Source organism: Mesorhizobium sp. M1365, assembly GCF_040317865.1.
GTDB lineage: Bacteria > Pseudomonadota > Alphaproteobacteria > Rhizobiales > Rhizobiaceae > Mesorhizobium.
Genome location: NZ_JAMYLG010000001.1, coordinates 74,378 through 100,059, shown reverse-complemented (window position 1 = coordinate 100,059; position 25,682 = coordinate 74,378). Strand labels below are relative to the sequence as shown.

The following is a 25,682-nucleotide window of genomic DNA, read 5'->3' as shown; positions in this document are numbered from 1 at the left end:
CAAGATGGCCCCGTTCGGGCCCTACACCCGCATCGGCATCAGCACGTAGAGCGCGGTCTCGTCGGCCATATCGTGGATCAGTGTCGGGGAACCGGCATCCGCCAGCATGAACTTCGCCTCCGTGCCGGTCAGTTGCGCGGCAACGTCGAGCAGGTATTTGGCGTTGAAGCCGATTTCAATCGGATCGGACGAATAGTCGGCCGCCAGTTCCTCGGTGGCACTGCCCGAATCCGGGTTGTTGACCGCAAGCGTGACCTGCCCTTCGGCGATCGAAAGCTTCACCGCCCGGCCGCGTTCGGACGAAATGGTCGAAACGCGATCGACGGCAGCGGCGAAACTCTGGCGATCGATAATCAGCTTCTTGTCGTTGCCGGTCGGAATGACGCGCTGGTAGTCCGGGAAAGTGCCGTCGATCAGCTTGGAGGTCAAGATAACGCTGCCGATGGTGAAACGGATCTTGGTGTCGGACAACTCGGTGGTGACTGCAACATCGGGATCGTCGACCAGCTTTTGCAGCTCGCTGACCGTCTTTCGCGGGATTATGACGCCAGGCATGCCCTCAGAGCCTGCCGGCGCATCGATCTCGGCGCGCGCCAGCCGGTGGCCGTCGGTCGCGACAGAGCGCAGCTTCAGCTTGCCGCCGGCCTCGTGCGTGTGCAGATAAATGCCGTTCAGATAATAGCGCGTCTCCTCGGTCGAGATGGCAAACTGGGTCTTTTCGATGAGGCCCTTTAGTCCGACGGAATCGAGCCGGAAAATATGCGAGAACGACCCGGCTGAAAGCTCGGGAAAGTCGGACTGCGGCAGGCATTGCAGGCGGAAGCTCGAGCGCCCCGACGTCACCGTCATGGCGTTGCCGTCTTCGTCGGTCTTCAGCGCCACCTCCGCGCCGTCGGCAAGCTTGCGCACGATGTCGTAGAGCAGATGTGCCGGGACCGTCGTCGCCCCGCCACGTTCGACCTTTGCCGGCGTTGCTTCGGTCACCTCCAGGTCGAGGTCGGTCGCCTTCATTTCAAGGCTGGCCCCCTCGGCGCTGAGCAGCACGTTCGACAGGATCGGAATGGTATTGCGCCGCTCGACCACCCGGTGAACATGGTTGAGCGACTTCAGGAGATTTGACCGTTCCAGGATAACACGCATGACAAAACAGGCTCGCTTGAATGAATGAACGGGTCTCCGGCAAGCGGCGCCCCGCGAAAGGTCTGAACAGGCTCAGAATCTGCGTAAACTGACAGGAAAAACCCGGCAAACGCAAGCCCGCGCCACCGGTTCGGACCGGCTGCACGGGCTTTCCGGGGATAAAGGGGATAAAAAGGCCGGAGTCCGCGAGCCGGCGTTTTTCGGGCCGTCAGGCCTGGTCGTTGATCAGCCTTCTCAGCAATTCGAGTTCCTGCGCCAGTGTGTTGTCGGCACCGGAAAGATCCTCGATCTTGCGCACCGCATGCAGCACGGTCGTATGGTCACGACCGCCGAACCGCCGCCCGATCTCCGGCAGCGAGCGCGGCGTCATCACCTTCGACAGATACATGGCGACCTGCCGTGGCTTGACGATGGTGCGTGTGCGCCGGTTGGACAGAAGTTCGGTCTTCGACACGTTGTAGTGGCGCGCGACGATGCGCTGGATGTCCTCGATACGCACCCGCTTGGGTTCGCCCGAACGATAGATGTGGCCAAGGATCTCGTCGATGCGGTCGATGGTGATCTGCGGTTCGAAGGATTGGCGAAACAAAAGCTGGTTGAAGGCACCTTCGAGCTCGCGTCCGCTGCCGGTCACCGTGCGGGCGACGTGGTTGAGGATCTCTTCGGAAATATCGAGCGACGCATCGTCGAGCTTGGCGGTGGCAAGCCTGAGCTTGAGCATACCGATACGCATGGCGAAATCCGGGGCTGACATTTCCAGCGCGACGCCGCCGTTGAGGCGCGAGCGGACGCGTGGCTCCAGCGACTCCAATTCCGACGGCGGCCGGTCGGCAGCGACCACCACTTGCTTGGCGCTGTCGAGCAGCATGTTGATTAAATGGCAGAATTCGTGCTGGATCGACTTGCCCTGCAGGAACTGCATGTCGTCGATGATGAGGAGGTCGATGTCGCGCAGCTGTTCTTTCAGCGTCAGTGCGTTGTTGTCGCGGATCGCGGTGGCGAACCGCCACATGAAATACTCAGCCGTCAGATAGACGACCCGCGATTTCGGATTCTGCTTCAGCGATTCTGCGGCGATCGCCTGCAACAGGTGCGTTTTGCCCAGCCCGACCGTCGCGTGAAGAAAGAGCGGATTGAAACGCACCGCGCTCGACTGCGATTCCGCGACCGCCTTGGCGGCGGCAAAAGCCACTCGGTTCGATGGTCCTTCGATGAAGGAGGTGAAAGTGTAGCGTGGATCGAGTGGCGAACCGAGAACATTGTGCCGGAACTCGGTTTCTGCCGGCATCCCCGGGCGGGGTACCGGGACCCGTTCGACCCTGCTGGGGCTCGCCGTGCCCGCAGAGAGCGCGGTTTGCGTCTGCCTGGTCATCTTGCGCGCCGGGGCCACTTCTGGCTCGACGCTGTTGCGGCCCTGCCGTGTGGCGGTGCGAACCACGATCTCGATCTTGAGGATCTCCGGATCCTCGTGCTTCCACAACTCGGTGATGAGATCGAGATAGTGGCCGTTGATCCATGAACGCAGGAATGCGGTTGGCACTGAGATGCGGACAATGCCCTTAGAGGATTCAGCGACCTTCATGCGCCCGAACCAGCTCGAATAGACCTCGGTTCCCAGACGCGCCTTCAACTGGGCCTTGACCCGATCGAACTTCTGTTCAGCTTCATTGGAAGCCGCCATGTCGTTCCTTCCGATTAACGTTCCAGGAAATGGGAGGTCGCCTGTAAGCTCCCTTTCGATGCCGCCGCTCTGCATGATCGAGTTCCTTGTCTCTTGTACCTGTTTTCCGCCGGGGATGCGCCTCCTGCATCCATGTTTCCGGCGACCGTGTCTTCGCGGCGACACCATCGCCGCCGTCGGCTGATGAATCGCCTCGTTGTCGGTCCGGCGCCGAAGAGCCGATCCGCTTTGGTCATGTCAGGGCAACGAAATGCCGTCCGGCGAAAAACCGCCGGCGCACCGTCGACCTGCCATGTACAATTACGCCAGTCCCCTACCGTATCGAAAAGACAAACCAACCCCGTCCGCGGAGTTGAATCCGCGGTGTAAACTCTGCCAATTTGAGCTGGCCGGTTTCAGGCTGGTCAAGGGCCAAGGGCCCGTCCCTTCGATGGACAGACATTACCGAAATCGCTGTGGATAGGGCAAGGCCACCCCTAACGGATTTTTAAGGAATCTGACTAGGAAGGCACGTTTCGAACGCCATGCCGCAACAGTTGATTTTGACAAAGCCATTGTGATTCAAACCCTTTTCCGGCGAATGTGAAAAAGGCCACACAATGCGAAATTTTCTGAAATAATTCACTTGACAGCCAATTGCCGCCTATCGGCCACAGCCGATGTGAACAAGCTGTGGATCACCATCGGTAAGCCTCTGAAAAAAAACAGTAATCTGTGACGCTCGGAAATTTTCGCATTGGCGGTTTCGAAGGCTGCGAATATCAGCGGGTATGTATACGCCGGCAAAGCATTTCGAACTTTGAAATGCACGCGGAGCGCCATTTTGCGGGCTTTCTTTTAAGTACTTGCCGGCAAACGAAAAAAACCCGGCGCGATTGGCCGGGTTTGAAGAAGCGCAGTTCAGGAAAAGATATATTAGGCCGACAGCACCTTGACCCGTTGGGCCAGCCGCGACACCTTGCGCGATGCCGTGTTCTTGTGCACCACGCCCTTGGTCGCGGCGCGCATCAATTCCGGCTCGGCCACCTTGAAGGCAGCCTGTGCGGCCGCCTTATCGCCGGCCGCGAGCGCCTCTTCGACCTGGCGGATGTAGGTCCGGACGCGGGAGCGGCGGTTCTTGTTGATCGCTGCGCGACGGGCGATCTTGCGCGTTGCCTTTTTGGCCGAGGAGGTATTGGCCATGGTGCCTCTCTTCTGATCTGGTGGGCGCTCGCGGGATACCGCAGGGCGCAAAAAACAAACGGGCAGCCACAGGGCCGCCTCGGTTGGTGCGGCTTATAGTTCAGCTTTTCCGGCGCGTCAACGCTGCAGCGCTTTCTTTTTGACCGGCGCCTTCGTCATCTCATCGGTTCGTGAAATTCGGCTTCCGCTTGCCGCTGAAGGCCGCCATGCCTTCCTTCTGGTCATCCAGCGCAAACAGCGAATGAAACAGCCGGCGCTCGAACCGCAGACCCTCGGTGAGCGTCGTCTCATAGGCGCGGTTGACGGCCTCCTTTGCCATCATCACCGACGGCAAGGAAAAACCAGCGATCTTGGCCGCTGCCTTAAGCGCTTCCTCGATCAACTCGCCGGCTGGCACCACGCGCGAGACAAGGCCGGAACGCTCGGCCTCGGCTGCGTCCATCATTCGACCCGTCAGGCACATATCCATCGCCTTCGACTTGCCGACAAAGCGGGTCAGGCGCTGCGATCCGCCCATGCCGGGCATGACGCCCAGCGTGATCTCGGGTTGGCCAAACTTGGCAGTGTCGGCGGCGATGATGAAGTCGCACATCATCGCCAGTTCGCAGCCGCCCCCCAGCGCATAGCCCGCCACCGCCGCGATGATCGGCTTTCGTGCCCGCGTAAATTCTTCCCAGCCGACAAAGAAATCCTGCAGATAGGCATCCACATAGGAGATGGACTGCATTTCCTTGATATCGGCACCTGCCGCGAAAGCCTTTTCCGAACCAGTGATGACCATGGCGCCGATGTCGGCATTGGCGCCCATGCTATTCACCGACGCGACCAGTTCCGCCAGCACTTGTGAATTCAGCGCGTTGAGCGCCTGCGGCCGGTTCAGCGTAATCAGCCCGACCTTGCCGCGGGTTTCGACGATGATGGTTTCATAGCCCATGCTTTGCTCCTCCTCGGTTCTGGTTCAAGCCTGACAGGCCCGGCAGTGGAAGGTCGAACGACCGCTTTGCACGATACGCTCGATGTGGCCGCCACAACCAGGCTTGGAGCAGCCTTCCCCCTCGCGATCGTAAACCGCGAAGGAATGCTGGAAGTAGCCCAGTGATCCATCGGTCTTCATATGATCGCGCAACGACGAGCCGCCGGCGGCGATCGCATCGGCGACGACCGAGCGGATTGCTTCGGCCAGGCGTTCGCTCTGCTCTTTGGCTTTCTTGCCGGCTCTCGCGAGGGTGCCCGCTTCGCGCAGCGGCGACAGGCCGGCCCGCCAAAGCGCTTCCGAGACGTAGATATTGCCTAGCCCGGCAATCAGCCTCTGGTCCAGAAGTGCCGCTTTCAGCGGTGACTTGCGACCTTTCAGCAACGAAGCGAGCAGCGCGCCGTCCAGTGCGTTGCCTGTAGGCTCGACGCCTAATCCCGCCAGCATCGGATGCATGTCGGGCTCGCCTTCCGAAAACAGCATGAACCCGAAGCGGCGCGGGTCGTTGAAGATCACGCGAGAGCGGACGCCGGCAGGGGATGCGATGTCGAAGACGACGTGATCGTGAGCAGTGTTTTTCGAACGTTCGTGGTGGAACACGCTAGGCGTTGCGCTCTCGTCGGCCGTTTCGATGCGAAACGAACCCGACATGCCGAGATGGCAGATCAGAACCGGGCCGTTGTCCATGTGCATTGTCAGATATTTGGCACGGCGGCCGAGCGCCGCAATCGTCTTGCCGGTCAGCCGCTCCGAAAATCTCTCGGGGAACGGAAACCGCAAATCCGGCCGGCGTGCCTCGACACCGACAATGCGGGCACCTTCAAGGGCCGGCTGCAGACCGCGCCTGACTGTCTCTACCTCCGGCAACTCAGGCATGGCCACCTATCGTGGCATGGAAGGAGGTGCCGTGACGGCCGCGCGCCAGCCCGAGATGTTCGGCCACGGTTTCGCCGATGTCGGCAAATGTTGTCCTCAGTCCGATGTCTGCGCCTTTGAAACCCGGCCGTGTCCCGATAATCGGAATACGCTCGCGCGTGTGGTCGGTGCCGCGCCACGTCGGATCATTGCCGTGATCGGCGGTCAAGATGAGCAGATCGCCTGGCTTCAGCCGTGCGAATGCCTCGGGCAGGCGCCGGTCGAAAGCTTCGAGTGCGGCGGCATATCCCGCAACGTCGCGCCGATGCCCGAACTCGGTGTCGAAGTCGACAAAGTTTGCGAAGACGAGGTCGCCGTCGCGGGCGTCTTCCATGGCACCAAGCGTTTTGTCGAACATCGCCATGTTGCCGGCAGCCTTGCGGACTTCCGAGATCCCCCGATGGGCGAAAATGTCGCCGATCTTGCCGATCGCGATAACCCGGCTGCCGCGCGCCGTCAGCCGGTCGAGCAGCGTCGGTTCCGGTGGCGGTACGGCATAGTCGCGACGATTATGCGTTCGCTCGAACGTGGCGGCGGTTTCACCGATAAACGGCCGCGCGATGACGCGGCCGATATTCAGCGGATCGACGAGCCTGCGCACCACTTTGCAGAACTCGTAAAGCCGTTCCAGGCCGAAATGAACCTCATGCGCGGCGATCTGCAGGACGGAGTCGATCGAGGTGTAGCAGATCGGCTTGCCGGTGCGGATATGGTCTTCGCCGAACCGTTCGATAATCTCGGTGCCCGGAGCATGGCAATTGCCGAGGATGCCAGGCACCTTCCCTTCACGCACCATTGCTTCGGTCAACTCGGCCGGAAAGGCGGGAATCTTGTCTGGGAAGTAACCCCAGTCGAAACGGACCGGCAGGCCGGCTATTTCCCAATGGCCCGATGGCGTGTCCTTGCCGCTCGAAACCTCTTGGGCCGCGCCGTGAAAGGCGGCGGCAAGCGGTGCACTGCCGGCATTCTCAAACCTGAAACCCGTTGCCGTTGCCGCGGCCTGGCCGAGACCGAGCGCGAGCATGTTTGGTACAAGAAGGGGTCCGGCACGCAGGCCTTCGCGATCGGCGCGGCCTTCTGCGCAGGCCCGCGCGATGTGTGCGAACGTATTGGAGCCGGTGTCGCCATAACGTTCGGCATCGGCCGCGCCGCCGATGCCGAAGGAGTCGAGGACAAAAAGGAAGGCGCGTGCCATCGAAAGGTTCATCATTGCCTGTGTGTTGGCTCAGACATAGGGTTCCGCGCCGCCATTGGCAATTCGGAAACCCAAACAGCACGGCTTGGCGTGCTGGTCCCGGAGAGACGAATCGCAGCATGGTCGATCTGCGGATGGAAATGCGCGGCGCGGAGCTCGCATGAGGCTTGCCCTGACAGCATTCGCCACCGTACTGGCTTTGCTGCTGGATGCGTCTTGCACAAACCTGGCGCGAGCCGATTGGCGCGATGTTATCGGAACGTTCCGTATCGGTATCGTCGCCGAACCGTGCCGGTCCGAGGGACTATGTGCTGGCTGCAGCCATCGTGCGTCTAGTCTCGGCCCGTGGTCGCAAGCAATAGCAACAGACCGGTTAGCGGGCTTCAGGCGTCAGCAATCGCTGCACGGAATGGTCGGGCTCCTGCGCGGCCGCAGATAATAAGTCTCCGCCATCGATATCGAATTGAAGACCGAGCTCAACCCGAACCGGCTTTGGCCGTCCGCCGACCAGGTGATGATTGGCTTGTAGGCGAGATCGCTTTCGACCCGGATGAGGAACGTGCCTTTGATCTTGAGCGCGCTCGGGACTGTTGTGGTGGAATCCTTGACCGCGTCGACGCTAGAGACGCCATCGACCAGTTTGCGCGACCACACGACCAGGACTTTCGGCGTCGTCTCGTTCGTCACCTGTATCGCCGTGATAATGATCTTCGGTTTCGAGCGGTTGTAGGGCTGGAGCGTGGAACTGCCGATCGCCATGATGGCATCGACATCGGCCGCCTTGACGGTCTGCTGCTGCGTGACGAGGTCCGCTACCATGCTGCCGATGCGGCTGACCTTCTTGCTGGTCTCGATGGCTTGCGAGGCCTCCATTGTCATAAAGTACATGATCAACAGGACAGGCACGATGAGGGCAAACTCGACAGCCGCAATACCGCGGCGGTCCGAGCAAAGCCGGACTGCTCTTGTACAAATCCCTGCGATGCCCAGCTGTGCCCCCGCACGAATCATGGCTTTGCCCTTTTCAAGCGACTACGTGGTTCAGTTGTCGAACGGCTCGTTCTGCCAAGTGATCGAAGCAAAATGCAGCGTTTTGCCGTCCTTCAGGTTGGCCATCGATTTGGCCATGAAGTCGGTCATCACCGGCCATTTGTAAAAAACACGCAGCATGTTTCTCGACTCCGCCAGGCCAGGTGCGACGGTGAAGGTCTGTGTGCTCGTGCCCTTGGTCAGCACGACGTCGCCATCCTGGATCTTGAAACCGGCCAGCGCCGCATCGGCGAAGGTCGGATATTCGCGCAAGTCCACCAGCAATCCGGGACAGGTCTTGGCGACCATGATCTCCAATTTGGTGCAGATCATATCCCGCAGCTTGGTCCCGGACACATCGGCCGGTCTTAGTTGGCCGGTACGCAGCTGGCGCGCGATGTCGTCGGTTGCGTTTGCCATCACTTCCTGTGCGGCAAAAGAAATGCAGCTCTCCAGGATGGCGAAGACAAGAAGCGCGAAAGGAATTGCAAGCATGGCGAATTCGATCGCCGTGCTTCCGCGGCGGTCGCCCAAAAACCGTCTTGGAGAACCTGCTCGTCCTGCCTTGCTCATGTCCTCTGCCCGCCGATGCCGCTTCTGTATCGGTCCCACCCTTAGTCGGAACCGATTGAAGTCCGGTTGGAATGACCGTTAAATTCAACGGGAAGGCCTTAACCCGGCGATAACCGAAGCACGTACTCGCCAAAGACGGAGACGTCGGCTACTAATGCGCGGCGCTCATTTCGGCTTCAGAGGCCTTCTCGGCATCGCTCTTATACGAGCTTTCGCAATATGGCGCGCAGGACATGGTCTGTACTTCGGCACGCCGATAGATGCGCACCGACGACGCCGCCTGGCGTACGACGGTTATTTGCTCATCGACGATCGGGTTGCCCTCCTGGTCGAGGACGACAAGATTGGTGACACCAAATCCCTTGCCGGTCAGTACGATCGTCGATGCGTCCTGCACGGAGGCGTCGGCGATCGCCGGATTGCCGACGACAATCGTATCGGCGGCGCGCGACAATTTGATGATCTTTGCCTGGTTCATCGTCACCTCGATGCCGGCGCCGGCCTTGGCTGGAAAGGCGAAAGCCGCTGCGGCAAAAAGCACGGCAATTGGAAATGACGATCTCGGCCCGGCCATTGAGGCGCCCCCTGGCAAACTGTTCAACGGAACATGAACGAGATTGGTGAACCAACCGTTAAGCGGCTGGAGTTCGGGATCAAGCCGGAACCGGCATTGGGCCTAGCCGGCACGGCTGGAACGTCTTTGCCGAATTGCGCCTTTGCGCCTTTTATTAGCCCGGGCGCCTAGCGGCGGGTATTTTAGTTCTGGGTTAACCACGCAATGTCGTCGAAGCGGGAAAGGAATCGGTAAGCCTGTTTATTAAGCCGATTGAAACAGCTTCTCCTTAGATTCGCAGTATCCGATCAGCCACCAAGAGAAGTTGACGGAAGTGCTGTAACAATTGGAGTAGGAGCTCGAATGTCTAACCTCATCGCACGTTTTGTGAAGGACGAATCCGGCGCGACCGCTATCGAATACGGTCTGATCGCCGCTCTTATCGCACTCGCCATCATGGTCGGCGCCGGCCAGCTCGGCAACTCGCTGAACGCCAAGTTCACCGCCATCTCCACCAAGGTGAACGGTAGCTGACCGTAACGGGTTCGGTCGTTCTGAAATAAGGGCCGCCGCTCTGGCGGCCCTTATTTAGTCCTGGTATGATTTGAAACTTAGGCCTCATCAGTCGTTAATCGAATAGGATTAGGTTGGGGCCAGATGCAATTGGGTCATAGGCGCGCCGATGCTTGAAGCCTTGATCTTGGTCGTGTTTCCGTTTTGCATGCTTTTTGCCGCGATCTCCGACATGCTTTCGATGACGATCGCCAATCGCGTGCCGGTGTTGCTTGTGGTTGTCTTCGCCTTGGTTGCGCCTTTGACCGGTATGGACTGGGCCACCTATGGCTGGCATTTCGCCGCCGCCGGCCTGGTTCTCGCGGTGACGTTCGGCCTGTTCGCGCTGGGCGGCATGGGCGGCGGCGACGCCAAGCTTCTGGCTGCCACTGCCATGTGGATGGGACTGAACATCCATCTCATCGAATACCTCGTCGCCTCGACATTCATCGGCGGCCTGCTGACGCTAGCCATCCTCGCCTATCGAAAATCGCCGCTTGCCGCCGTCACAAGCCACAATCCGTTCCTGCGCCATTTCGCCGATGAGGCGACCGGCGTTCCGTACGGCATCGCGCTTGGCATTGGCGGTCTGCTCACCTATTCCGACTCGCCATTGATGGCCTGGGCACTTGCCAGGCTGGCGGGCTGAATTTCGCTTTACGCCTTTGGCGCCGAGCAGGCGAGTTGACCACGTTTTCCTTCGGGCCGGGCTTGTCGGTCCAATTTATATAAACGTTAAATTAATCACGATCGTAAGTATAACATTAACCTTGTTTTGACGATTGCCGCTGCAAAGTCCCGCTTGGCTACGTGGTTTGCCAAGGCGAGGTTCGGACAGATGCCAGCATCCCGATTGATTATTCTGAGCGTGGCGATAGCCGCGGCCGGTGGTGCAGGCTATGTCGCGAAGAACATGGTCGTGGCTCCGCCGCCTCCGGTTGTCGATTCCGGTCCTCAGGCGCCGGCGATCGCGCTGCAGGATGTGCTTGTCCTTTCCGGCGACGTTCCGATGGGCAGTCCGCTTGAAAACAACATTTCCTGGGAGTCATGGCCGTCCGCCGGCATCAACGCAAATTTCATCACCCGCGCCGCCGAGCCTGAAGCGCTGGACAAGCTGAAGGGCGCCGTCGCTCGCGTGGCGCTCTACGCCGGCGAGCCGCTGCGGCGCTCGAAGCTGATCGGTGAAGGGCAAAGCTTCATGTCGTCGATCCTGCCCTCCGGCATGCGGGCCGTTGCCACAAGCATCTCGGCCGACACCTCGGCCGGTGGCTTTATTCTTCCCAACGATTTCGTCGACGTCATCATGACCCGCAGAGCCGATCCCGCCAATGGCGGTGGTCCGGGCTTCACGACCGAAACTATCCTGAAGAACATTCGCGTCCTGGCGATCGACCAGACCATTCAGGAGGACGAGGAAGGTAAGAAGACCAGGGTTGGCCAGACCGCCACCCTGGAACTGACGCCGCAGCAGTCCGAGATCATCACCGTCGCACAGCAGATGGCGGATCGCCTGACATTGGCGCTGCGCTCGATCAAGGACAGTCAGGACAAGAATGTGGGCGAAGCCGATTACCTGGTTTCCGGCAATGGCCGGCGCGGAACCGTGCGGCTGATCAAGTCGGGCGAAGTTTCCGAAGTGGGGGCAAGGAAATGAGGCTAAAAACCAAACTGCCGCTCATCCTGGCTGCGGCGATCGGCCTGTTTCTCCTTGGAACGAATGCATATGGCATTGTCGATGCCAGTGCGGCGGGCAATGCCAGGGTGACGGCTTCGACCGCCACCCAGCGGGTCAAGCTCGGACTGAACAAGTCGGTGGTCATCGACCTCCCGAGCGATGCCTACGACATTCTCGTCGCCAACCCCGCTGTAGCCGACGCGGTGACCCGCACTGCCAGGCGCATCTATCTGTTTGGAAAGGCGGTCGGCGAGACAAATATCTTCGTCTTTGGCCCGAATGGCGAGCAGATCGTCAGCCTTGACCTAGCGGTCGAACGTGACGTTGCCGGGCTGGAGGATTATATCAAACGCTTCATCCCGTCATCGGAGGTTAAGGTCGAGTTGCTGAACGACAACGTCGTTCTGACCGGAACCGTGGACACTCCTCTGGACGCCAAGCGCGCGGCCGATCTGGCAACCATTTTCGTGTCCGGCGGCGAGGCAACCACGGGTCAATATTCGCAGACCGCTGCCGGCGGTTCGGCTGAAGCCGGCGTCGCGATCGATAACCCGGATGCCGAGCGCCGCGTCAGCAAGATCGTCAACTTGCTGCAGATCATCGGCGACGACCAGGTGACGCTGAAGGTGACGGTCGCGGAAGTCAGCCGCTCGGTGATGAAGCAGCTCGGCGTCAACATGGTGGGCAACGGCAGCAGCAACGGCATCAGCTGGGGCGCGGTAAGCGACAATTTCACTGGTTTGGGCAAGTCGCTGTCGAACTCGGGCCTCTCTATCGGCAGCTCGACGCTGCAGGCCTACATCAATGCCATGGAACAGTCCGGTGTCATGAAAACCCTCGCCGAACCAACATTGACGGCCGTATCCGGCGAGAAAGCGACCTTCAAGGTTGGCGGCGAATACAATATGGTGACCAGCGTTTCCCAAGCCGTATCAAATGATAACCAGACCGGTCTGAAGACGTATTCTGTCGAGAAGATCGAATACGGCATTGGCCTGGAATTCCAGCCGGTGGTGCTGTCTCCCGGCCGTATCAGCCTGAAAGTCAGAACCTCGGTTTCCGAGCCGACAACGGAGGGGTCTGTGTCTTTGTCCGAAGGTGTAACGAGCCCGGGCATGAATGCCCTGTCTCTCCGCAAGCGCTTGGCCGACACAACGGTGGAACTGCCTTCGGGCGGCTCGATGATGATTGCCGGCCTTGTCCGCGATGATCTCAGGCAAGCTGTTAACGGCTTGCCCGGTCTGACAAAGATTCCAGTGCTTGGCGCGCTGTTCCGCAGCAGGGATTTCGTTCGCAACGAGACCGAGCTCGTCATCATCATTACGCCCTATCTGGTGAAGCCGGTGGCGCGCAATGATCTTGCCAAGCCGGATGACAATTTCAACGCCGCCAGCGATGGCGCCGGCATTTTCCTTGGCCGCGTCAACCGTGTCTACGGCACCATGCAGACCGACAAGCCCAACGGCCGTTACCACGGCGTTGTCGGCTTTATCTACAAGTAAGCGGGGAAGCGGTCATGTCTAAGGCAACATCGAAGGCACGGGCGATCACCGCGACGCGGTCAGTCCATTCGCGAATCTGGCGGCCGGCCGTTCCCATTATGGCGATCGCGGTGGCGGCATTGCTGGCCGGCTGCGCCAATCGCGACAGCGTCACGGTGGGTGCCATACCGGACGATTATCGCACCACCCATCCGATCGTCATAGCCGAGAAGATACAGAAGATCGACCTTCCGGTCGGCGCCGGCGACCGTGGCATGACCAGATCCCAGCGTGACACGCTCCTGGGCTTTCTGGACGGATACGACAGGAGCGCGGCTCCGGTGCTGACGATCGAGATTCCGAGCGGCTCAGCCAACGAAATCGCAGCGGCCGCGGCCGGCCGCGATTTCGCCAGGCTGGCCATAGCCAGCGGCATCAGCCGGAAGCGGATCGACATGCGGTCCTACCATTCTGTTTCGGCCGAAGCGTCGGCACCGGTCCGTGTTGCCTACGTCTCGGTGAAGGCTCAGACGGATAAATGCGGTCGCTGGCCCGAAGACCTGCTGCAGACTTCGGAAAACAAGCACTATGCCGATTTCGGCTGTTCGTATCAGAACAACCTGGCTGCCCAGATGGCCAATCCGTCCGATCTGATCGGGCCACGCAAGCCGACGCCGATCGACGCGGAAAATCGCGGTGCTGTGATCGACGTCTATCGTGACAGAGGTATTTCGGACGAATTCCTCGGCAATTCGGAAGTCGAATATTAACGAGTGTTGAGGCTCAACAAACCCTAAGCCGCGCAAGTCACGGAAAGTGATGACAATGAGCAATCTTGCCTACGACACAGAGGTACCGGGCGGCGAAACTTCGGAGCAGGATATTGCCGCGATGCAGGCGTTGCGGCCGATCCCGCGCATTTCGATCCAGGCATTTTGCGAGACCGAAGGCGTAGCCAATCCGGTCGAGCGCGCCGGCGAGGATCGCCGCATGGCCAAGGCCCATCTGAAGGTGCATATGGGGGGCATCCCCACCGCTATCGAATTCTATCAGTCGGCGCCGACACCAAACCTGATCCTGCTTGAATCGCGCAGCGAGCCGAAGCTGTTGCTGGAACAACTCGCGCAGCTCTCCGAGCATTGTGACCCGAGCTCCAAGGTGGTGGTTGTCGGCCACTACAACGATGTCGGCCTGTACCGCGAACTCATCCGTTCGGGCATTTCCGAATATGTCATCGCGCCCGTATCGATGGCCGACATCGTCAGCGTGGTGTCTTCGATCTTCGTTGATCCGGAAGCTGAGCCGATCGGCCGCTCGATTGCCTTCATCGGCGCCAAAGGCGGCGTCGGCTCCTCGACCATAGCCCATAATGTGGCCTGGGCCATGTCGTCCCTTTTCAAATCCGAAGTGGTTGTCGCCGATCTCGACCTCGCCTTCGGAACGGCCAATATCAATTTCGACCAGGATCCGGCGCAAGGCATTGCCGAGGCAGTCTTCTCGCCGGAACGCGTCGACGAGGTCTATCTCGACCGGCTGCTCGCCCAATGCGCCGAGCACCTGTCGCTGCTTGCGGCCCCTTCGACCCTGGAGCGGGTCTACGATTTCGATCCCGACGCCTTCACCCAGCTTATCGACATAGCCCAGCGTAGCGCGCCGCTCCTCGTGCTCGATGTTCCCCACGTGTGGGCCGGCTGGACCAAGAACACGCTGGTCAAGGCCGACGAGATCGTCATCACGGCGACGCCCGAACTGGCCAATCTGCGCAACACGAAGAACCTGGTCGACATGCTGAAGCGGCTTCGTCCGAACGACCCCGCGCCAAAGCTTGTGATCAACCAGGCCGGTGTGCCGAAACGTCCTGAGATTACGCCGTCCGACTTCTCCGAATCGCTCGGCCTTTCGCCGATGTCGGTCATCCCGTTCGAGCCGCTTTTGTTCGGAAATGCTGCGAACAACGGACGTATGCTCGGTGAGATGGATGCCAAGAGTCCGGTTGTCGCCACGATCAACGAGATCGCCCATGTGCTGACAGGGCGCAGCGAAATCAAGGTGAAGAAAAAGGCTGGCCTCGGCAATCTGATCGGCAAGCTTTCGCGCAACAAGAAGTGATGCCTCAGCGGTGGAATTGGTAAGCGATCATGTTTGGTAAAAGAGGCAGCGACGACGGCAACCGGACCATTCCGGAATTCCGTCAGCCAGCACCCGCACCTGCTGCGCCGGCGGCCGCGAACCCTGTGGAAGCGGCTGTAACTGCCAGGCCGGCGGCGCTGCCGCCATCCGGCGCGCCTGCCGCGCCGGCGGTTCGCCGTGCGGTCGAGCCGCCGCCATTGGCCCCGGAGCCGAAAAGTATCCAGCGCCAAAAGAGCGAAACCTACTACGACACCAAAAGCCAGGTCTTCGCCGCACTCATCGATACGATAGATCTGTCGCAGCTCGCCAAACTCGATCCCGAAAGCGCGCGCGAGGAAATCCGCGACATTGTCAACGACATCATCGCGATCAAGAATTTCGCGATGTCCATCGCCGAGCAGGAAGAGCTTCTCGAGGATATCTGCAACGACGTTTTGGGCTACGGGCCGCTGGAGCCACTGCTTGCCCGCGACGATATTGCCGACATCATGGTCAATGGCTCCAAGAACGTCTACATCGAAGTCAACGGCAAGGTCGAGCAGACCGGCATCCGTTTCCGCGACAACCAGCAGCTCCTCAACATCTGCCAGCGTATCGTCAGCCAGGTTGGCCGCCGCGTCGATGAATCAAGCCCGATCTGCGATGCGCGTCTTCCTGATGGCTCCCGTGTCAACGTCATCGCACCGCCCCTGGCTATCGACGGCACCGCACTTACCATCCGCAAGTTCAAGAAGGACAAGCTGACGCTCGACCAGCTGGTCAAGTTCGGCTCGATTTCTCCGCAAGGAGCCGAGATTCTCAAGATCATCGGGCGTGTCCGCTGCAACATTGTCATCTCGGGCGGTACCGGCTCAGGCAAGACGACGCTGCTCAATTGCCTGACCAACTATATTGACCGCGAAGAACGCGTCATCACCTGCGAGGACTCAGCTGAGCTGCAATTGCAGCAGCCGCATGTGGTGCGTCTCGAAACCCGTCCGCCCAACCTCGAAGGCGAGGGCGAAGTGACCATGCGCGACCTGGTCAAGAACTGTCTGCGCATGCGCCCCGAACGTATTATCGTCGGCGAAGTGCGCGGACCCGAAGTGTTCGACCTGCTGCAGGCGATGAACACCGGCCATGACGGCTCGATGGGAACGATCCACTCGAACAGCCCGCGCGAATGCCTCAACCGCATAGAGTCGATGATCGCCATGGGCGGCTACACGCTGCCGCAAAAAACCGTGCGCGAAATCGTCGTCGGCTCCGTCGACGTGATCATACAGGCTGCACGCCTGCGCGACGGATCGCGGCGTATCACCCACATCACCGAGGTGATCGGCATGGAAGGCGACGTCATCATCACCCAGGACATCGTTCTCTATAACATCAAGGGCGAGGACGCGAACGGCCGGCTGCTGGGCGAGCACGTGTCGACTGGCATCGGCCGTCCGCATTTCTGGGAGCGCGCCCGCTACTACGGTGAGGAGCAGCGCCTCGCGGTTGCGCTCGAGGCGATGGAGAAACGCGCTGATTGATCCGTCTGGAAGCGTGGGGGCCAGGGTCGATGTTCGGAATTGACGGCACCGTATTGGCATTCGTCGTGCTCGCCGGCTTCAGCGCCGGCGCGGTGGCCTATGCTTTCCTGTTCAACCGGATCAGCACCGAGAAGCAGGTCGGCAAGCGGCTTGAATCGATCAAGACCGCCGAGACGGATCGTTCCGTCGTCAAGGCGTCGCGCGATCGCGTGGCGGAAGCGGCCAAGCGTCGCAAGTCCGTCCAGGATTCGCTGAAGGATCTCGATCAAAAGCAAAAGTCCAATCAGAGCCTGGTCAAGAAACCACCGCTGAAGATCCAAATCCGTCAGGCCGGCATGAAGATCTCGCTTGAGCGCTTCTATGTCTACTCGGCGGTCTGCGGCGTCGTCTTGACGGCTCTTGTCTATTTCATCGGCGCACCGTTGCTGGTCTTGCCGGCTGCGCTGCTGGTCGGCGTCTTGGGTCTGCCCCGCTGGTTCGTCTCGTTTCGCCGCGCGCACCGCGTCAAGGCGTTCCTCAACGAATTTCCGAACGCGCTCGACATCATCGTGCGTGCGGTAAAATCCGGCCTGCCGCTGAACGACGCCGTGCGTCTGATCGCCAACGAATCCCCCGAGCCGGTCAAGACCGAGTTCCGCCGCATAGTCGATTCGCAGCAAATGGGTTTGTCGATCCCTGACGCGGCCATGCGCATGCCAGAAACGATGCCGTGCACCGAGGCGAGCTTCTTCGGCATCGTCATCCAGATCCAGTCTCAGGCCGGCGGCAATCTTTCCGAAGCGCTGGGCAATCTTTCGCGCGTGCTTCGCGACCGCAAGAAAATGAAAGCCAAGGTCCAGGCATTGTCCATGGAAGCCAAGGCATCCGCCGTGATCATCGGCGCGTTGCCTTTCGTCGTCGCCTTTCTCGTCTATTTGACGAGCCCGAACTACATCATGCCCCTCTTCATCACCAGCACCGGCCATCTGATCCTCGGTTGTTCCGGCGTCTGGATGTCGATGGGCGTCCTGGTAATGCGCAAGATGATGAATTTCGAAGTCTAGGACTCGCGTATGACCGATCACGTCATCAGAACTCTCACCGACCCGTCCCTGCTGATCGCACTGCTGGTCGGCATCGCGGTGTTTGCGACCGTCTTCACGCTGCTGCCCGCTTTTGGCGGGAACCAGCTCAAGGCGCGCATGAAATCCGTAGCGCTGGAGCGCGATGAGCTGCGCGCCAAGCAGCGCGCGCGGCTGGCAGTCGAAGCCGACCGCCGCCGCAAGGGCCTGCGCGAAGAACAGTCGGTCGGCATGCGCAATATTGTCGATCGCCTGGATCTCAGGCGTGCGCTGGCGGATGAAGGTACCTTGCAGAAATTGAAAGTGGCGGGTTTTCGCGGGCAAAATCCGCTGACGCGCTTCCTTTTCTTCCGTCTCGTCCTGCCCTTCATCGGCTTTGCATTGGCGGCGATGTATCTGTTCGTGCTCGGCGGATTGCCCGAGCAGCCGCTTTTCGTGAAGCTGTTCGTGTGCATCGTGGTAGCCTATGCGGGATTCTACGCGCCGGTGCTCTACGTCAACAATCGCGCTACCAAGCGCAAGCAGTCGATTCAGATGGCGTGGCCGGACGCGCTCGACCTGTTGCTGATATGCGTCGAGTCCGGCATGTCGGTGGAAGCGGCGCTTCGCAAGGTCGCCGATGAGATCGGCGCGCAATCGGTGGCATTGGCGGAAGAATTCATCCTGACAAACGCCGAGCTTTCCTATCTGCAGGAGCGCAAGCAGGCCTACGAGAACCTTGCAAGCCGAACTGGCCTGGAATCCGTCAGGTCGGTGTCCCAGGCGTTGGTTCAGGCCGAGCGCTACGGCACGCCCGTGGCGCATGCGTTGCGGGTGCTTGCCAGTGAGAGCCGCGACATGCGCATGAATGCCGCCGAGAAGAAAGCGGCCGCGCTGCCGCCGAAGCTCACCGTGCCGATGATCCTGTTCTTCCTGCCGGTGCTGTTCGCCATCATTCTGGGTCCCGCCGGCATCCAGGTGAGCCAGCGCGGCATCTTTGGCGACCAGCCGAAATCCAGCAGCGAGTAGCGCCAGCGGCGTTGCCAGAAACGCTGATACGATTCAGGGCCACGCTGCCGGTGCAGCGCGGCTTTGCTAGACATGTTGCGGAATTCGCGCGCCGGTTCGGCGCTCGAAGCGGTCAGTTGGTGGCGGGCTTTGCCTTGTCCTGGTCCTTGAGCTGGCTCCAGGCATTCTGCTGCGCCAGCATCTGGCGAAGGTAAGCGACGTTAGCCTGCGCCTGATCCGGCGACAGCTCTTGCGAGGCGATCTTCTCGGCCTCGTCGAAACGGCCTTGCAGACCGACGACCAGCGCAAGGTTCTGGCGGACGCGGCTGTCTGCATTCGGCTGCTGGGCGGCTGAGCGCATATAGGTTTCGGCCGTGCGCAAATCACCTTCCAGCACGTACGACATGCCGAGATTGGAAAGGATCGACGGTTCGTTCGGCCTGAGATCCAACGCCTTGCGATAGCCTTGGCGCGCCTCGTCCTTTTGGCCGAGCTGGTCGAGAATGGCAGCTTCCGCCGACACCAGTTTCCAATCAGGATATTCAGGGGTCTGCGCGCGGCGCACGGCATCGAGAGCCGGTTCGAACTGTCCGTTGGCGGCAAGCGCCTTGCCATAGGCGGCGAGCACGTCGCGGTCCTTCGGCAGGGCGATCGCCAGCTTGCGCATCACCGCAAGCGATTGGTCTGCGTCGCCGTCCATCTGCAGCGCCGCGGCATAATTTGTCGCGATCCGCTTGTCGCTGGGGTTTTTCGAATAGGACTGGCCGAGCGCCATCGTAGCGTTGTGCAGTTCGCCCGCCGACATTGTTTCCAGCGGCTTGCCGCTTGGACGAGAAATCGAGCCAGTCGTCAATTTGCTGGTTCCGCAGCCGGCGACGCCTGCAGCAAGCACCATCATCAACGCCGTGGTGATCAGCCTATTTGCGCTGGCGTTCATCCTGCGGTTGGTCGGCATCGGCACCAGGGCTCCGTTCATGCGCGTGACCATTTGCGAGGTCATCTTTCCTCCCGCAGAAATATTCTGTTAACCCTAACGGAGAGTTAAGAAACGCCGACTCGGAAGCCGGAGGCCAGCGAATGCCTGTCGAACTCGTCGAGAAAGAATTGAGCAATGCGCTGCCGGTCCATCTGGTGGCGAAGGATGCTCTGGCGGCGGCGGGCCTTGCGCCATCCTCGGTCGCCTGGGCCAAGGCCAACGGCTTTTCCGGCGAGGCCGGCAGGACGCTGATCATGCCTGGCGACAACGGCGCGATTGCCGGAGCCCTGTTCGGCACCGGTGATGGCGAGGGCGCACTGGCCATCGGCGCACTAGCGAGAGCCTTGCCCGCAGGCGAGTGGCATTTTGCGTCCGCACCGGCCAAGCCGGAGCTTACGGCACTCGCCGTGGCGCTCGGCGGCTATGTCTTCACCCGCTACGGCAAGAAGCCAGGCAAGACGCTTCGCCTCGCGCTGCCGGCAGGCACCGACGCCGCCCGCATCCGCCGCCTCGCCGATGGCATTTTCCTGGCGCGCGATCTGGTTAACACGCCGACCAGCGATATGGGCCCCGGGCAGTTGGAGAAGGCCGCCCGGACCTTGGCCGCGACGCACAAGGCCGAAATATCGGTGACCAAAGGCGACGATCTTCTTACCGCCAACTTTCCGATGATCCACGCCGTCGGTCGGGCTTCTGCCGACGCGCCACGCCTGATCGACATGATTTGGGGGCCGAACAATGCCCCCAAGATAACGCTGGTCGGCAAGGGCGTCTGCTTCGATACAGGCGGTCTCGACATCAAGCCGTCCTCGGGCATGCTTTTGATGAAGAAGGACATGGGTGGCGCTGCCAACGTGCTAGGTCTCGCTTCCATGATCATGGCCACCGGGTTGAAGGTTCGGCTGCGCGTGCTCATCCCGGCTGTCGAGAATTCGATAGCCGGCAACGCCTTCCGGCCAGGCGACGTGCTGGTGAGCCGCAAGGGCATTACCGTCGAAATCGGCAACACCGACGCCGAAGGACGGTTGGTGCTCGCCGATGCCCTGGCCTTGGCCGATGACGAAGAGCCGCAGATGCTGGTCGATATGGCAACGCTGACAGGCGCTGCCCGTGTTGCGCTCGGTCCCGACTTGCCGCCGTTCTATACCGGTGACGAGACGCTTGCATCCGAGCTGGCGGACGCCTCCGTTGCGGTCGAGGATCCGCTATGGCGGATGCCGTTGTGGAAGCCCTATGACGCCAAGCTGGCGTCGAAGGTGGCCGACGTCAACAACGTCACGCCGGACGGTTTCGCCGGCTCGATCACGGCGGCGCTTTTCCTGAAGCGCTTCGTGGAAAAGACCGCCGGCTGGGCGCATGTCGACATCTTCGCCTGGAACCCGTTCGACCGCCCGCACGGCCTTGCCGGTGGCGAAGCGCAAGGCATCCGGGCGCTGGAGCAGGTCATTTCGAACCGCTACGGCTGATTCTAGGAGTAGCCGACGAAGGTATGGACTGAAACGGAACCGAAACAATTTTCCGCCATGCTGGACGGATGTCGATTATCATGCGTCCAAGCCAAGCGTTGCGACTATGGCAACAGGTGGTGCTGTCGGAGGTGCGCGACGACGCGCCCGATCTCACCATGCGCCAGACGGCGATCCTGTTCACCATCTATCTCGATCCGCCGCCGCACACGGTGCGGGGGTTAGCCGCCCGCCTCAACGTCACCAAGCCGGTGATCACCCGTGCGCTCGATACGATGGGGGCGCTGAAACTGGTGTCGCGCCACCGCGACGAGCTCGACAAGCGCAACGTGCTGGTCAGGCGCACAGTCGAAGGCGCGCTCTTTGTCGAGCGCTTTGGCGATGTTATCATTGCCAGAGCCCAAGAGTTGCCCATTTGAACGAGTTGCCGATTTGACCGCCAGGGATGCCCGCCTCCATGCCTTCCGCTCCGATCTCGCCGACGCCAGGCTGCGAGGCGAGGTCGCCGCCGACCGTTTCGTCGCCGGCCGGCCGGCTCGCATATCAGCCTCCGTCGCCGACATCCGCAAGGCGCCGCGGCCGGACGCCGGCGTCGATACCCAGCTTCTGTTCGGCGAAGACGTCCTCGTCTTCGAGGACGTTGAGGGCTGGGCCTGGATACAGGCCGAGCGCGACGGCTATGTCGGCTATGTCGCCGACACCGTGCTGGGCGGTCGGGACCATGCGCCCACGCATGTTGTCTCGGTGCCGCGCACTTTCCTCTATCCGGGACCGGATTTGCGGTTCCCGATCAGCGGGCAACTCTCGATGGGATCGGCGGTAACAGTGAAAGGCTCAGCGGAAACGCGCGGCACGCATTATGCTCTGCTGCCGTCCGGCCACGCGGTCATCTCGGGTCATCTCAGGCCGGTCGCCGAGGTTCATCCCGACTACGTCGCGGTCGCCGAGGCGTTTCTCGGCACGCCCTATCTGTGGGGCGGCGTCTCCGGCTTCGGCATCGATTGTTCCGGTCTCGTGCAACTTGCAATGCACATGGCTGGCAGGCAAGTGCTGCGCGACACCGACATGCAGGCGGCGACCGTCGGCGAGCCGCTCGAACCCGGGCCGGATTTTGCCGGGTTGCGGCGCGGCGACCTGATCTTCTGGAAAGGCCACGTCGCGATCATGACGGATCCGGAGACCATGATCCACGCCAACGGCCACACCATGCTGGTGTCGCGTGAAGGACTGAGGGAGGCGGTCGCCCGTATCGGCTATCTCTATGGCGGACCGACCGGGTTTCGCCGGCCGTAACGCGAATCGATCACCTTTTGTTCTGATTTTGCTTGGCGATTGCGCGCCGCCGCGCTACGTCTGGCGCGTGACAGAGCAGCCGCGCCTTGCCGAACAGAATGCCGCCGTCGTCCTGCCCGAGCCATTTGTCAAATGGTTTGCGGAAAAGGGCTGGTCGCCGCACGCCCACCAGATCGATTTGCTGGCCAAAGCCCAGGGCGGCCGGTCGGTATTGCTAATCGCCCCGACCGGCGCCGGCAAGACGCTGGCCGGGTTCTTGCCATCGCTGACCGAACTGGCCGGCCGGCCGAGGAGAAGGCCGGGGCAGGCGCATCGAGGCATCCACACACTCTACATCTCGCCGCTGAAGGCGCTGGCGGTCGACATCGAGCGCAATCTCGGCAAACCCGTCGAAGAAATCGGACTGCCGGTCACTGTCGAGACGCGCACCGGCGACACGCCCGCACACAAGCGCCAGCGGCAGAAGCTGGCGCCGCCCGACATTCTCCTGACCACGCCCGAGCAATTGGCGCTGCTGATTGCCGCGCCCGATGCCAGGCGCTTCTTCGAGGACCTGCGCTATGTCGTGCTCGACGAATTGCATTCGCTGGTGACCTCGAAGCGCGGGCATCTCCTGTCGCTCGGGCTGGCCCGGCTGCGCTCGTTTGTGCCCGCCCTGCAGACGATAGGCCTGTCGGCGACGGTCGCCGAGCCTGACGAATTGCGGCGCTGGCTGGTCAGCCAGAATCCACCGGGGCCGATGGCCGAACTGATCGTCGTCACTGGCGGCGCCAAGCCCGACATCTCCATTCTCGATTCGGAGGAGCGCGTGCCGTGGGCGGGACATTCGGCCCGCTACGCAACGCCGGAAATCTACAACGAGATCAAGCGCCACAAGACAACCCTGCTGTTCGTCAACACGCGCAGCCAGGCGGAGTTGCTGTTCCAGGAGTTGTGGCGGGTCAACGAGGAGACCTTGCCGATCGCGCTGCATCACGGCTCGCTCGACGTCGCGCAGCGCCGGCGTGTCGAAAAGGCAATGGGCGAGAACGCCCTGCGCGCCATCGTCGCCACGTCGACGCTCGACCTCGGCATCGACTGGGGCGATGTCGATCTAGTCGTCCATGTCGGCGCGCCGAAAGGTGCCAGCCGGCTGGCGCAGCGCATCGGCCGCGCCAACCACCGTATGGACGAGCCGTCGAAGGCGATCCTGATACCGGCCAACCGCTTCGAGGTGCTGGAATGCAGGGCGGCGCTCGACGCCAATTATCTCGGTGCCCAGGATACGCCGCCGCTGGTCAATGGCGGGCTCGACGTCCTGGCGCAGCACGTGCTGGGCTGTGCCTGCGGTGCGCCGTTCCATGCCGATGCGCTGTTTGAGGAAGTGCGAACGGCAGCACCCTATGCCGATCTCGATCGGCCGACATTCGATCGCGTCATCGATTTCGTCGCCACCGGCGGCTATGCGCTGAAGAACTATGAACGCTACGCCCGTATTCGTCTCAACAAGGACGGGCTGTGGCGGGTCTCAAATCCTCGCGTCGCCCAACAATACCGGCTCAATGTCGGCACCATCATCGAAGTGCCGGCGCTCAACGTCCGCTATGTCCAGGCCGGCAGCAGAGGCGCGGCTTCGCGTGGCGGCCGGGTTCTGGGCAAAATCGAGGAGGCGTTCCTCGAAACGCTGACGCATGGCGACACCTTCATGTTCGCCGGCAAGGTGCTGCGCTTCGAAGGTATCCGCGAGAATGAGTGCTTTGTCTCGAATGCACCCGGCAGCGACGCCAAGGTGCCGTATTACGGTGGTGGCAAATTCCCGCTTTCGACGTACCTGGCCGAACAGGTCCGCGCCATGCTGGACGATCCGCAGCGCTGGAAGAAGCTGCCGGAGCAGGTCGCCGACTGGTTACGCTTTCAGGCCGACAAGTCGGTGCTGCCGAAACGCGACGATCTGCTGATCGAGACCTTTCCGCGCGGCAACCGCTACTATCTGGTGGCCTATCCGTTCGAGGGCAGGCTGGCGCACCAGACGCTCGGCATGCTGCTCACCCGCCGCCTCGACAGGGCGGGAGCCAAGCCGCTCGGCTTCGTCGCCACCGACTATGCGCTTGCCATATGGTCGCTGGCCGATATGGGCCATATGTTCAGGGCGAAGAAACCGTCGCTGGCTGCGCTATTCGATCAGGACATGCTGGGCGACGACCTCGAAGCCTGGCTCGCCGGCAGTTGGTTGTTGAAGCGCACCTTTCGCAATTGCGCGCTGATCTCGGGATTGATCGAGAAACGCCACCCAGGGCAGGAGAAGAGCGGCCGCCAGGTAACCGTGTCGACGGATCTCATCTACGACGTGCTGCGCAGCCACGAGCCCGACCATATCCTTTTGCAGGCGACGCGTGCCGATGCCGCGACCGGTCTCTTGGATGTCAGCAGACTTGCCGAGATGCTCTCGCGCGTCCAAGGTCGAATCATGCATAAGAACCTCGAGCAGATATCGCCGCTCGCCGTGCCGATCATGCTCGAGATCGGCAAAATGCCGGTGCACGGCGAGGCCGATGACACGCTGCTGATGGATGCAGCCACGCTGGTCGAGGAGGCCATGGGGACGAAATGACTGTCGCGCTCGCCATGGCTGCGCCTCTGGCGGATGCTGGCACTGTCCGTATCGCCGGCGAACGCGCGATCTGCGACCGTCGCGGCGTGCTCTATTTTCCCGAATTCCGGCTTCTGACCGTATCCGACCTGCATCTGGAAAAAGGCTCATCACTGGCCAGGCGCGGCACGCTGGTCCCACCTTACGACACCGGTGCGACGTTGCTCCGGCTGCAGGCGGTGATCGCCGATTATCAGCCTGCGATCGTTATCAGCCTGGGCGACAGTTTTCACGATGGCGGCGGCGCCGCTCGTATGCACGCGAGCTTTCGCCAAAGGCTGGAAGGGTTGATGGTCGGGCGCGACTGGTTCTGGGTCGCCGGCAATCATGATCCTGAAGCGCCGGCCGACTTGCCAGGCGAGACCGTACGCGAATTGGCTATCGGCTCGCTACTCTTCCGACACGAGCCTTCGGCGGTGAGAGTGGAAGGCGAGATATCAGGCCACCTGCATCCTTGCGCCCGCATCGTGCAGCAAGGCCGTTCGGTGCGGCGTCGTTGCTTTGCCGGCGATGGCGGCCGCATGATCATGCCGGCTTTCGGCGCCTATACCGGCTCGCTCAACGTGCTCGATCGCGCCTATGCCGGGCTGTTCCGCCGCGAAACGCTGATGGCCTATATGCTTGGCACAGAGCGCATTTTCGCGATTTCCCACGCGATGCTCAGACCGGGCTGA

24 protein-coding genes and 1 pseudogene are annotated in these 25,682 nt (G+C 61.3%); 15 read left to right on the top strand and 10 right to left on the bottom strand.

Going from position 1 to position 25,682, the window contains the following annotated elements:
- Positions 1 to 21 precede the first annotated feature (21 nt).
- The 6 genes from dnaN to NKH04_RS00410 all read right to left on the bottom strand — a co-directional run bounded on the left by dnaN (position 22) and on the right by NKH04_RS00410 (position 7,086).
- Positions 22 to 1,140: a DNA polymerase III subunit beta gene (dnaN, locus tag NKH04_RS00435; protein WP_023676920.1), complete on the bottom strand. Its 1,119-nt coding sequence runs from the start codon at positions 1,138 to 1,140 to the stop codon at positions 22 to 24.
- Positions 1,141 to 1,348: 208 nt separating this feature from the next.
- Positions 1,349 to 2,821: a chromosomal replication initiator protein DnaA gene (gene dnaA, locus NKH04_RS00430; RefSeq protein ID WP_023676921.1), complete on the bottom strand. Its 1,473-nt coding sequence runs from the start codon at positions 2,819 to 2,821 to the stop codon at positions 1,349 to 1,351.
- A 915-nt stretch (positions 2,822 to 3,736) separates the two neighbouring features.
- The gene (gene rpsT / locus NKH04_RS00425) at positions 3,737 to 4,003 is read right to left on the bottom strand and encodes a 30S ribosomal protein S20 (protein WP_023676922.1); all 267 of its coding nucleotides are present in this window, start codon (positions 4,001 to 4,003) and stop codon (positions 3,737 to 3,739) included.
- A gap of 160 nt (positions 4,004 to 4,163) precedes the next feature.
- Positions 4,164 to 4,937 carry an enoyl-CoA hydratase gene (locus NKH04_RS00420; RefSeq protein WP_352685689.1) on the bottom strand — a complete coding sequence of 258 codons (774 nt, stop codon included), beginning with the start codon at positions 4,935 to 4,937 and terminating at the stop codon, positions 4,164 to 4,166.
- Between the two features lie 24 nt (positions 4,938 to 4,961).
- Positions 4,962 to 5,852: a bifunctional DNA-formamidopyrimidine glycosylase/DNA-(apurinic or apyrimidinic site) lyase gene (gene mutM, locus NKH04_RS00415; RefSeq protein ID WP_352541274.1), complete on the bottom strand. Its 891-nt coding sequence runs from the start codon at positions 5,850 to 5,852 to the stop codon at positions 4,962 to 4,964.
- The gene (locus NKH04_RS00410) at positions 5,845 to 7,086 is read right to left on the bottom strand and encodes a phosphopentomutase (protein WP_352541275.1); all 1,242 of its coding nucleotides are present in this window, start codon (positions 7,084 to 7,086) and stop codon (positions 5,845 to 5,847) included. The genes mutM and NKH04_RS00410 overlap by 8 nt, the downstream gene beginning before the upstream one ends.
- A 160-nt stretch (positions 7,087 to 7,246) precedes the next feature.
- On the opposite strand from NKH04_RS00410, the pseudogene NKH04_RS33185 reads away from it, so the two are divergent.
- Positions 7,247 to 7,375: pseudogene (locus NKH04_RS33185) on the top strand (phosphate/phosphite/phosphonate ABC transporter substrate-binding protein); the annotation flags it as partial.
- A 101-nt stretch (positions 7,376 to 7,476) separates the two neighbouring features.
- Here the strand turns inward: NKH04_RS33185 and NKH04_RS00405 are convergent.
- The 3 genes from NKH04_RS00405 to NKH04_RS00395 all read right to left on the bottom strand — a co-directional run bounded on the left by NKH04_RS00405 (position 7,477) and on the right by NKH04_RS00395 (position 9,262).
- Positions 7,477 to 8,097 carry a TadE/TadG family type IV pilus assembly protein gene (locus tag NKH04_RS00405; protein ID WP_023676926.1) on the bottom strand — a complete coding sequence of 207 codons (621 nt, stop codon included), beginning with the start codon at positions 8,095 to 8,097 and terminating at the stop codon, positions 7,477 to 7,479.
- A gap of 30 nt (positions 8,098 to 8,127) precedes the next feature.
- Complete coding sequence (locus tag NKH04_RS00400) at positions 8,128 to 8,688, bottom strand: TadE/TadG family type IV pilus assembly protein (protein WP_023676927.1); 561 nt, start codon at positions 8,686 to 8,688, stop codon at positions 8,128 to 8,130.
- A 151-nt stretch (positions 8,689 to 8,839) separates the two neighbouring features.
- The gene (locus NKH04_RS00395) at positions 8,840 to 9,262 is read right to left on the bottom strand and encodes a pilus assembly protein N-terminal domain-containing protein (RefSeq protein ID WP_353043910.1); all 423 of its coding nucleotides are present in this window, start codon (positions 9,260 to 9,262) and stop codon (positions 8,840 to 8,842) included.
- Positions 9,263 to 9,604: 342 nt separating this feature from the next.
- Between NKH04_RS00395 and NKH04_RS00390 the strand changes: the two genes are divergently transcribed.
- The 9 genes from NKH04_RS00390 (at position 9,605) to NKH04_RS00350 (ending at position 18,665) form a co-directional block, all read left to right on the top strand.
- A complete protein-coding gene (locus NKH04_RS00390) occupies positions 9,605 to 9,775 on the top strand; it encodes a Flp family type IVb pilin (RefSeq protein ID WP_023676929.1) in 171 nt (56 codons plus the stop codon).
- 148 nt (positions 9,776 to 9,923) lie between these two features.
- Positions 9,924 to 10,442, top strand: coding sequence for an A24 family peptidase (locus NKH04_RS00385; protein WP_353043909.1), 519 nt, complete (start codon positions 9,924 to 9,926; stop codon positions 10,440 to 10,442).
- 189 nt (positions 10,443 to 10,631) lie between these two features.
- Positions 10,632 to 11,447, top strand: a complete 816-nt coding sequence (gene cpaB, locus NKH04_RS00380; RefSeq protein ID WP_023676931.1) for a Flp pilus assembly protein CpaB — start codon at positions 10,632 to 10,634, stop codon at positions 11,445 to 11,447.
- Positions 11,444 to 12,970, top strand: a complete 1,527-nt coding sequence (locus NKH04_RS00375) for a type II and III secretion system protein family protein (protein WP_352448619.1) — start codon at positions 11,444 to 11,446, stop codon at positions 12,968 to 12,970. Before cpaB ends, NKH04_RS00375 begins: the two co-directional genes overlap by 4 nt.
- 14 nt (positions 12,971 to 12,984) lie before the next feature.
- The gene (locus NKH04_RS00370) at positions 12,985 to 13,719 is read left to right on the top strand and encodes a CpaD family pilus assembly protein (RefSeq protein ID WP_353043908.1); all 735 of its coding nucleotides are present in this window, start codon (positions 12,985 to 12,987) and stop codon (positions 13,717 to 13,719) included.
- A gap of 55 nt (positions 13,720 to 13,774) precedes the next feature.
- Positions 13,775 to 15,058 carry a CpaE/TadZ family protein gene (locus NKH04_RS00365; RefSeq protein ID WP_352470086.1) on the top strand — a complete coding sequence of 428 codons (1,284 nt, stop codon included), beginning with the start codon at positions 13,775 to 13,777 and terminating at the stop codon, positions 15,056 to 15,058.
- Positions 15,059 to 15,087: 29 nt separating this feature from the next.
- Positions 15,088 to 16,596 carry a TadA family conjugal transfer-associated ATPase gene (locus tag NKH04_RS00360; protein ID WP_352448622.1) on the top strand — a complete coding sequence of 503 codons (1,509 nt, stop codon included), beginning with the start codon at positions 15,088 to 15,090 and terminating at the stop codon, positions 16,594 to 16,596.
- A 29-nt stretch (positions 16,597 to 16,625) separates the two neighbouring features.
- Entirely contained in the window at positions 16,626 to 17,639 is a 1,014-nt protein-coding gene (locus NKH04_RS00355) for a type II secretion system F family protein (protein ID WP_353043907.1), read from the top strand.
- A gap of 9 nt (positions 17,640 to 17,648) precedes the next feature.
- A complete protein-coding gene (locus NKH04_RS00350) occupies positions 17,649 to 18,665 on the top strand; it encodes a type II secretion system F family protein (RefSeq protein ID WP_023676936.1) in 1,017 nt (338 codons plus the stop codon).
- 112 nt (positions 18,666 to 18,777) lie between these two features.
- Here the strand turns inward: NKH04_RS00350 and NKH04_RS00345 are convergent, their stop codons facing one another.
- Positions 18,778 to 19,599 carry a tetratricopeptide repeat protein gene (locus tag NKH04_RS00345; protein WP_352470190.1) on the bottom strand — a complete coding sequence of 274 codons (822 nt, stop codon included), beginning with the start codon at positions 19,597 to 19,599 and terminating at the stop codon, positions 18,778 to 18,780.
- Positions 19,600 to 19,721: 122 nt separating this feature from the next.
- Between NKH04_RS00345 and NKH04_RS00340 the strand changes: the two genes are divergently transcribed.
- The 5 genes from NKH04_RS00340 (at position 19,722) to pdeM (ending at position 25,682) form a co-directional block, all read left to right on the top strand.
- Positions 19,722 to 21,086, top strand: a complete 1,365-nt coding sequence (locus NKH04_RS00340; protein WP_352613902.1) for a leucyl aminopeptidase family protein — start codon at positions 19,722 to 19,724, stop codon at positions 21,084 to 21,086.
- A 68-nt stretch (positions 21,087 to 21,154) separates the two neighbouring features.
- Positions 21,155 to 21,505: a MarR family winged helix-turn-helix transcriptional regulator gene (locus NKH04_RS00335; protein ID WP_023676939.1), complete on the top strand. Its 351-nt coding sequence runs from the start codon at positions 21,155 to 21,157 to the stop codon at positions 21,503 to 21,505.
- Positions 21,468 to 22,379: a C40 family peptidase gene (locus tag NKH04_RS00330; protein ID WP_502902701.1), complete on the top strand. Its 912-nt coding sequence runs from the start codon at positions 21,468 to 21,470 to the stop codon at positions 22,377 to 22,379. Before NKH04_RS00335 ends, NKH04_RS00330 begins: the two co-directional genes overlap by 38 nt.
- A gap of 67 nt (positions 22,380 to 22,446) precedes the next feature.
- A complete protein-coding gene (locus NKH04_RS00325) occupies positions 22,447 to 24,969 on the top strand; it encodes a ligase-associated DNA damage response DEXH box helicase (RefSeq protein ID WP_353043906.1) in 2,523 nt (840 codons plus the stop codon).
- Positions 24,966 to 25,682, top strand: coding sequence for a ligase-associated DNA damage response endonuclease PdeM (pdeM, locus tag NKH04_RS00320; protein ID WP_353043905.1), 717 nt, complete (start codon positions 24,966 to 24,968; stop codon positions 25,680 to 25,682). Before NKH04_RS00325 ends, pdeM begins: the two co-directional genes overlap by 4 nt.